At 63.9% G+C, this 8,572-nt stretch carries 7 protein-coding genes; 3 read left to right on the top strand and 4 right to left on the bottom strand.

Annotated elements, in window-relative coordinates; genetic code table 11:
* Positions 1-147 precede the first annotated feature (147 nt).
* The 4 genes from ACCO56_RS09045 to ettA form a co-directional block, all read right to left on the bottom strand.
* Positions 148-762 (bottom strand): MOSC domain-containing protein, encoded by a 615-nt coding sequence (locus ACCO56_RS09045; protein WP_433639761.1) that lies wholly within the window; start codon positions 760-762, stop codon positions 148-150.
* A 16-nt stretch (positions 763-778) separates the two neighbouring features.
* The gene (locus tag ACCO56_RS09040) at positions 779-1,900 is read right to left on the bottom strand and encodes a beta-ketoacyl-ACP synthase III (protein WP_433639759.1); all 1,122 of its coding nucleotides are present in this window, start codon (positions 1,898-1,900) and stop codon (positions 779-781) included.
* An 86-nt stretch (positions 1,901-1,986) separates the two neighbouring features.
* A complete protein-coding gene (gene tam / locus ACCO56_RS09035; protein ID WP_433639757.1) occupies positions 1,987-2,805 on the bottom strand; it encodes a trans-aconitate 2-methyltransferase in 819 nt (272 codons plus the stop codon).
* A gap of 40 nt (positions 2,806-2,845) precedes the next feature.
* On the bottom strand, positions 2,846-4,495 hold the full coding sequence (ettA, locus tag ACCO56_RS09030; RefSeq protein WP_433639754.1) for an energy-dependent translational throttle protein EttA: 1,650 nt from the start codon (positions 4,493-4,495) through the stop codon (positions 2,846-2,848).
* Positions 4,496-4,670: 175 nt separating this feature from the next.
* Here ettA and ACCO56_RS09025 point away from each other — a divergent pair, with 175 nt between their 5' ends.
* From ACCO56_RS09025 to ACCO56_RS09015, 3 genes are all read left to right on the top strand, one after another.
* Complete coding sequence (locus ACCO56_RS09025) at positions 4,671-5,603, top strand: alpha/beta fold hydrolase (protein ID WP_433639751.1); 933 nt, start codon at positions 4,671-4,673, stop codon at positions 5,601-5,603.
* A gap of 86 nt (positions 5,604-5,689) precedes the next feature.
* On the top strand, positions 5,690-6,865 hold the full coding sequence (locus ACCO56_RS09020) for a CaiB/BaiF CoA transferase family protein (RefSeq protein ID WP_433639749.1): 1,176 nt from the start codon (positions 5,690-5,692) through the stop codon (positions 6,863-6,865).
* The gene (locus tag ACCO56_RS09015; protein ID WP_433639746.1) at positions 6,862-8,511 is read left to right on the top strand and encodes a thiamine pyrophosphate-binding protein; all 1,650 of its coding nucleotides are present in this window, start codon (positions 6,862-6,864) and stop codon (positions 8,509-8,511) included. The genes ACCO56_RS09020 and ACCO56_RS09015 overlap by 4 nt, the downstream gene beginning before the upstream one ends.
* Positions 8,512-8,572 lie beyond the last annotated feature (61 nt).

Below are 8,572 nucleotides of genomic sequence, written 5' to 3'. Positions count from 1 at the left end.
AGACCGCCGTCATCTCCGGTTTCGGCAATCGTCAGCGTTGGCGATTGGCGAAACCCAAGCGGCCAGCGTCTCTCGCCCCGCTTGCGGGGAGAGATGTCCGGCAGGACAGTGAGGGGCCGGCGCGAACGGTCAATCATTCTGACCATATCACGCCCGATAAATCCACTGCTGCGGAATCCGCACCGAAATCTCCTCGCCTTTGGTGATCCGCCCCGGCTTCTCCACCCATGCAACGAGCCCGCGCAGGCGCTTTGCCACCTTCGGGAACAGCAGCGAGCCGGTATCGAGGTCGGGCATCCCGGCATGTTCGGCGATGGAGCGGCCCGCAATGCGGCAGGGTCCGTTCTGCGCATCCACCTTCAGCGTCACACCGCGTTTGAAGAACAGAAGCGTTCCGGCCGGCAGCATAGAGAGCCGCGGGATTCCCGAGATCAGCAGATTGGCGCCGATCCATTCCGGCTCCACTTGATCAATACCCATGCGCTCGGCGATGACGGCCAATTCGTCAGGCGCAACGATCGAGATCTGGCGTTCGTTGCGCATCTCCGTTCCGCGCGGATACCACGGCTCGCGTCCGCCGGAGCGCCTGGTGAAGCCGGCATGGAAGTCGCCTTCTATGCCGTCGAAACCGAGCACCAGGCTCTCGACGGCCCTGGTCTCGAAATGGCGGGAAGTCGCGGCAAAGGTTCCCGACACGGTGGCCGAGAGCTTGCGTCCCGGCAGGATTTCCGGTTCGTCCTGCCCTGGCGGCTTGTCGAACATCGACCCTCCCAGCCGGTCACATCATGCGCAACAGCGCGCTGCCGATCGAATAGCCAGCGCCGAAGGCGCAGAGCAGGCCGATATCGCCCGACTTCAGGTCCTTGTGGTTCTCGTACAGGGCGATCACCGCCCCGGCCGCCGCCGTGTTGCCCAGCCGCTCCAGCACCATCGGCGCGCGGTCGTGCCCCACGTCGTGACCGAAGGCGAGTTTCAAGATCATGGCGTTCATCCGCGCATTCGCCTGGTGCAACCAGAACCGGCGCACATCGTGCGGTGTCAGCCCATGATCGGCGAGGAAATTGACGATGAATCGGTGGCCGGCCACGGTGACTTCCTTGAACACCTTGTTGCCGACCTGCTTGATCATGTTGCCTTCCATCTCAACGACGGAAGTGTCTTCCTGCCCGGCGCGCAGCAGGAAGCCGAAATTGGTCCGGATATTGTTGGAGAATTGAGTCCAACCGCGCGTGTCGAGAACCTCGAAGCGTCCGGGCCGCGTCTCGCCCTCCTCGATGGGCTCTAGGATCACTGCCGTCGAAGCATCGCCGAAGATGAAATGGGTCTGGCGGTCGCGGAAATTGAGGTGCCCCGTGATGATCTCCGGCGTTACCACCAGCACGCGTCGCTGCGCACCCGTGCGCACGAGATTGTACGCGACGTGGAGGCCGGCCGCAGCGGACGAGCAGCCCAGACCCATGTCGAATGCCGCGCCTGGAATGCCGAGCGCATTCTGGATCTCGATGGCGATGGCGGGATAGGGTCGCTGATGGTGCGACGCAGCACAGATCACCATGTCGATGTCGCCCGGCTCGATGCCGGCATCGGCTATCGCGCGCCTGGCCGAGGCCACGCCGAACTCCGCCATCACGGAAAGCTCCTCATCGGCGCGCGGCGGAATCCGAGGTGCCATGCGTTCGGGATCGAGAATCCCGTCATGCACCAGCACGTGCCGGTTCTTCACCCCGGAAGCATATTCGATAAAGGCCACATCCGACTTCTGGAGAAGCGGTTCGCCCGCCGCCTCGCGCTTGGGATTCTCCATGTCGACCCAGGCGTTGAAGCTCGCCACCAGCTCTTCATTGGAGATCGAGGCCTCGGGGATGGAAACGCCGATGCCGCTGATGATGACACGCTTCATGATCTGATCCCGTCCGCGCGTAGCCGTCGGCTCGACGCAATGCTGCCCCCTGCCGGGCTTTTTGCACTGCAGCGGTTTATGATAATTTAATCGCGATGCAAAGCTGTCGTAAGGGAAGTTTCCCCGGAACAAACCGCGACGATGAACAATCTGGGGAAGTGCAACAGCACCCTTCCATCGGCCATTGGCGGGTAAGCCTTGGCAACGCGTTCCAGATAGGCCGCGAGGAAATTTTCTCGTTCGACTTCGTCGAGGGGGTCGAGGAAAGGCTTGAGACCGGTGGACTTGAACCATTCCACGATCGCTGGGGCATCAGCGAGCGGGTGATTGTAGACTGTGTGCCAGATGTCCAGCTGTGCCGCGGCTCCGGCAAGACGATTGTAATAGCTGGCGACCGGCGGCAGCGGTTCGCGGGCGGCGCCTTCCATCTTCGCCGCGAAGGGCATCACGGATGCCGCCTCGCTCATTAAGCGATGTGACGGCTCCGCCAGATTGTCGGGCATCTGGACAGCCAGCACGCCGCCCGGAGCGAGCAGGCCGAGCAGCCTTACGAGTACGTCCTGGTGATCCGGCACCCATTGCATCACGGCATTGGCGAAGATCAGATCGACCGGGCCCTCCGGCTCCCATGTCGCCGCATCGGCAAGGTCGAAGGACAGGCCCGGCAGCCTCCGCCGGGCCTTGTCGATCATGTCGGGAGAGGTGTCGAGGCCGATCACCTCGGCATCGGGCCAGCGCTCGGCCAGGAGTTCGGTCGAGTTACCCGGGCCGCAACCGATATCGACCACCCGGCGCGGCTTCTCGAGCGGGATCCGCGCCAGGAGGTCCCGTGACGGCCGCGTCCGCTCGTCCTCGAACTTCAAGTAAAGCGAAGCCGACCAGTCGGGGCGCTTCAGCTCATTCATCGACAAACCTCCGCGCTCCCGCCATCCTCGTTCCGCGATTCTAGCGGGTCAGCCTCTTGTATGACATCCGGTGCGGATTGACGCTCTCCGGCCCGAGCCTGCGGATCTTGTCCTGTTCGTAATCCTCGAAGTTGCCCTCGAACCATTCGACATGGCTGTCGCCCTCGAAGGCCAAGATGTGCGTCGCCAGGCGGTCGAGGAACATACGATCGTGCGAGATAATGACCGCGCAGCCGGCGAAGTTCTCCAGCGCGTCTTCAAGCGCGCTCAAGGTTTCCGTGTCGAGATCGTTGGTCGGCTCGTCGAGCAGCAGCACATTGCCGCCCGTCCTCAGCATCTTGGCGAGGTGGACGCGGTTGCGCTGGCCGCCCGACAGATTGCCGACCTTCTGCTGCTGGTCGCCGCCGCGGAAATTGAAGGACGAGCAATAGGCGCGCGTGTTGGCGTCGAACTTGCCGAGCTTGACCACTTCGGCGCCGCCGGAGATCTCTTCCCAGACGGTCTTGTTGGGGTCCAGCGCGTCGCGGCTCTGGTCGACATAGCCGAGCTTCACCGTTTCGCCGACGCGGATCGAGCCGCCATCGGGCTTCTCCTGGCCGGTGAGCATCTTGAACAGCGTGGTCTTGCCGGCGCCGTTGGGGCCGATGACGCCAACGATGCCGCCGGGCGGCAGCTTGAAGGTCAGGTCCTCGATCAGCAGCCGGTCGCCAAACCCCTTGGTCAGGCCCTCGACCTCGATGACGACGTTGCCGAGCCGCTCGCCATGCGGGATGACGATCTGCGTATCGGTCGGGCGCCGCTTGTCGGACGCCTCCAGCAGGTCCTCGAAGGCCTTGATACGGGCCTTGGATTTCGACTGCCGCGCCTTCGGGCTCGACGCGATCCACTCCCGCTCGCGGGAAATGGCCTTCTGCCGGGCGTCCTCCTCGCGCCCTTCCTGGACGAGGCGTTTCGCCTTGGCCTCGAGATAGGCGGAATAGTTGCCCTCATAGGGAATGCCCCGGCCGCGATCGAGCTCGAGGATCCAGCCTGTCACATTGTCGAGGAAATATCGGTCGTGGGTGATGATCAGCACGGAACCGGGATATTGGCGCAAATGCTTTTCCAGCCAGGCGGTCGTTTCGGCATCGAGGTGGTTGGTCGGCTCGTCGAGCAGCAGGAGGTCCGGCTGGCGCAGCAGGAGCTGGCAGAGCGCGACGCGGCGGCGCTCGCCGCCCGAAAGCTTGGTCACGTCGGCATCCTTGGGCGGGCAGCCCAGCGCCTCCATGGCCATTTCGACCTGCTGCTCCAGATCCCACAGATTGAGACGATCCATGTCGTCCTGAAGCTTGGCCGCTTCTTCCGCCGTCTCGTCGGAATAGTTCATCATCAATTCATTGTAGCGATCGATGATGGCCGTCTTCCACGCCACGCCTTCCATGACGTTGCCGAACACGTTGAGCGCGGGATCGAGCTCGGGCTCCTGCGCCAGATAGCCGACAGTGGCGCCTTCGGCCAGCCAGGCCTCGCCGCTCCACTCCTTGTCGATGCCGGCCATGATCTTGAGGATGGTCGACTTACCCGCGCCGTTCGGACCGAGGATGCCGATCTTGGCGTCGGGATAGAAGGAGAGATGGATGTTCTCGAGCACCTTCTTGGTGCCGTAGGCCTTGTTGAGGCCTGACATGTGATAAATGAACTGGCGTGCCACGCGCGCTATTCCCGTCGACAGGTTGATGGAAGTTGGCCGCTATGTAGGCGATGGAGGCCCTTGGGGCAATCGCCTTGTTGGAAATGGCCGGCCTACGCCCCGTCCCGTCACGCATTCGAGCACCGTCTTGACGGGGGATCAGCGAGCGGAAACAGTCGTGCGGGGAGAGAATCCGATGGGCTTCAGCCATCAGCGCCGGATCGCGTCGCCGACAGGCGCGGTGTTGAACGTTTACATTGGGGAAGCGCAGCGGCCGGCCCGGGCGGCCGTCCAGATCAATCACGGCTTGGCCGAGCATGCAGCGCGCTACGCCCGCTTCGCCGAAGCTCTGACGGCGCGCGGCTATCACGTGTACGCCCACGACCATCGCGGCCACGGCGCGACCTTCGCACCCGACGCGCCACGCGGCGTCTTCGGCAGGACGAGCGGTGGGGACACGCTCGTCGCCGACGTGCTGGCCGTGCACGAAGCGATCGCCAAGGACCATCCCGGCCTGCCGATCGTCGTCTTCGGGCACTCTATGGGGGGGCTGGTCGCCATGAACTTCGTCTTGCGCCATCCCCGCAGGGTGCGGGCTGCGGCGATCTGGAACGCCAACTTCTCGGCCGGCGCGCTCGGCCGGCTGGCTCAGGCCGTGCTGTTATGGGAGCGCTTCCGCCTGGGTTCCGACGTGCCTTCTCGCGTCCTTCCGAGGCTTACCTTCCAGGATTGGGCCAGCAAGGTTCCCGACCGGCGGACGGATTTCGACTGGCTGTCGCGCGACACGGCTGAGGTCGACAAATATGTCGCCGATCCGCATTGCGGCTGGGATGCTTCGGTCTCGATGTGGCGCGACATTTTCGGCCTCATCTCCTACGGCGCCGACGACAGGCACTTTGCGGCAGTCCCCAGGGACATGCCTTTCAGCCTGGTCGGTGGCGAAAAGGATCCGGCCAGCAACGGCGGAAAGGCGGTCGAGGCACTGGCGGAGCGCATGCGCCGTCTCGGCTTTTCGAATCTGTATTCAAAGGTTTATGCCGAAACCCGGCACGAATCCCTGAACGAGCTGAACCGCGACGTTATCACCCGCGATTTCGTGCGCTGGCTGGCTGGGGCGGCTGGTGATTGAAGCAGCCCTGGACCATGCATCGGCGGTGACATCGGCGGGCAGTTTCTGATAGTCACGGCCAAAGCTGAACGAACCGCGGCGACATCATGGCTGAATCCCCCCTCAAACGTATCCGTGTCATCGAGCTTGCCCGCATCCTGGCGGGCCCATGGGCTGGCCAGTTGCTGGCCGATCTCGGTGCCGACGTCATCAAGGTCGAAAGTCCGCAAGGCGGCGACGACACCCGCAAATGGGGCCCGCCTTTCGTCATGAGCCATGACGGGGAGAACCTGTCGGCCGCCTACTATCATTCCTGCAATCGCGGCAAACGCTCCATCGCCATCGACTTCGCCACCCCGGAGGGGGCGGAGACCGTTCGGGAACTGGTGAAATCGGCCGACGTGCTGATCGAGAATTTCAAGCTGGGCGGATTGAAGAAGTATGGGCTCGACTACGAGAGCCTGAAGGCAATCAACCCGCGCCTCGTCTATTGCTCTATAACAGGTTTCGGCCAGGATGGCCCCTACGCGCCTCGCCCGGGATACGACTTCATCATCCAGGGCATGGCCGGCATGATGTCGATCACGGGAGAACCCGGCCGGGAGCCGCAGAAGGCCGGCGTCGCGATCGCCGACATCTTCACCGGGCTCTATTCGGTGATCGCGATCCAGGCCGCGCTGCGCCACGCCGAACATACCGGGCAGGGCCAGCACATCGACATGGCCTTGTTCGACAGCCAGATTTCCGTCCTGGGCAACCAGAACCTCAACTATCTCGTCTCCGGCAAATCGCCCGTCCAGATGGGCAACGCCCACATGAACATCGCTCCCTACGAGGTGTTGCCCGTAAAAGACGGACATATCATCCTCGCAGTGGGCAATGATGGCCAGTTCCGCCGTTTCTGCGAGGTGGTCGGATTGCCCGAACTGCCGTCCGATCCTGATTTCGCGACCAATCCCGCACGTGTCGCCAATCGTGATCGTTTGCGCGAGCATCTCGTGGCCCAGCTGGCGCGGCTCGAGCGGGCGCCGCTGCTCGCTGATCTCGAAAAGGCCGGCGTGCCGGCAAGCCCGATCAACACGATCGGCCAGATGTTCGAGGATCCTCAGGTGATCGCGCGAGGAATGCGTCTCGACCTCGACGACGGCCATGGCAACAAGCTGCCTTCCGTGCGCGCGCCGATGCTGATGTCCGAAACGCCCCTGACCTATGACAGACCCTCCCCGCGCCTCGGCGAGCACACGGAGGAGATCCTTGCCGAACTCAAGAGGACCAAAGCATGAAGACCGGCGGACAACTCATCGTCGAGGCGCTCGAGGCCAATGGCGTCGACCGCGTCTATTGCGTGCCGGGCGAAAGCTATCTCGCCGTGCTCGACGCGCTCCATGATGCCTCGATCAGGACGATCGTCTGCCGTCAGGAAGGAGGCGCGGCCATGATGGCCGACAGCCACGGCAAGCTGACGGGCAAGCCGGGCATCTGCTTCGTGACGCGCGGCCCCGGCGCCACAAATGCATCCGCCGGCATCCATATCGCCATGCAGGATTCGACGCCGCTGATCATGTTTATCGGCCAGGTGGCGAGCCATGCACGCGAGCGCGAGGCATTTCAGGAGGTGAATTACCGTGCCTTCTTCGGCGACGTCGCCAAATGGGCGACCGAGATCGATGATCCAGCGCGTATTCCGGAGATCGTCACGCGCGCCTTCGCCGTGGCAACCTCGGGCCGGCCGGGTCCCGTGGTCATCTCGCTCCCCGAGGATATGCTGACGGCGCTCGCCGAAGCTCCCGCAGCCCTGCCCCATACGGCGGTCGAGACCTCGCCCGGTGCAGCGGAAATGGCCAAGCTGGAAGAACTGCTTGCGAACGCAAAGCGGCCTTTCGTGATCGTCGGCGGCAGCCGCTGGAGTGCTGCCTCGGTCTCGGCCTTCGGAGACGCCGCCGAACGCTGGGCGCTGCCGGTGGGCTGCTCGTTCCGCCGCCAGATGCTGTTCGACCACCTCCATCCCTCTTATGCGGGGGATGTCGGCATCGGCCCGAACCCCAAGCTGGCAGCCTATATCAAGCAGGCGGATCTCGTGCTTCTGGTCGGCGGGCGCTTCGGCGAAATGCCGTCGTCCGACTATACGCTGCTGAAAAGCCCCTACCCCGACCAGACCCTGATCCACATCCATCCGGATTCCGGGGAACTCGGCCGCGTCTACCGGCCGACATTGGCGATCAACGCCTCGCCGGAAGCTTTCGCCCATGCCTTCGCACAAACAAAGCCCCGAGCCGTTCCTGTCTGGGCGGAAGAAACGGCCCGGCTTCACGGCGCCTATCTCGAATGGTCGACCCCGCCGGAGTCCGGTCCCGGCCCGGTACAGATGGGGCCGATCATGAAGTATCTGGAGGCAGCGCTTCCAGACGACGCCATCCTCACCAACGGCGCCGGGAATTACGCCACCTGGATCCACCGTTTCCATCGGTTCCGGCGCTTCGCGACGCAGGCCGCGCCGACTTCCGGCTCGATGGGCTACGGCACGCCCGGTGCAGTAGCGGCCAAGGACCTCTTCCCCGAGCGCACCGTGGTCGCCTTCGCCGGCGACGGCTGCTTCCTGATGAATGGCCAGGAATTCGCGACCGCCGTCCAATACGACCTGCCGATCGTCGTCGTCGTCGTCAACAATGGCATCTACGGCACGATCCGCATGCATCAGGAGCGGGAGTATCCCGGCCGCGTGGTCGCCACCGATCTCAAGAACCCCGATTTCGCCGCCCTCGCCCGCGCCTATGGCGGCCATGGCGAGACAGTCGAGCGCACCGACGATTTCCCCCGGGCGTTCGAGCGCGCGCTTGCCAGCGGCAAGCCGTCTATCGTCGAGATCAGGCTCGATCCCGAGGCGATCACGCCGACGCGCACGCTCACCGACATACGCGAGAAGCGCTGACGAAACGACCCGCGAAGGCCGACAGCCTCATGTTGGCCTTCGCGCTTCGTGATGCTAAGAG

The sequence above is a fragment of the Mesorhizobium sp. 1B3 genome, assembly GCF_050958605.1.
In the GTDB taxonomy this organism is placed as follows: Bacteria; Pseudomonadota; Alphaproteobacteria; order Rhizobiales; family Rhizobiaceae.
The sequence above is the reverse complement of the archived record's forward strand: the minus strand, read 5'-3'. Positions and strand labels throughout refer to the sequence as shown.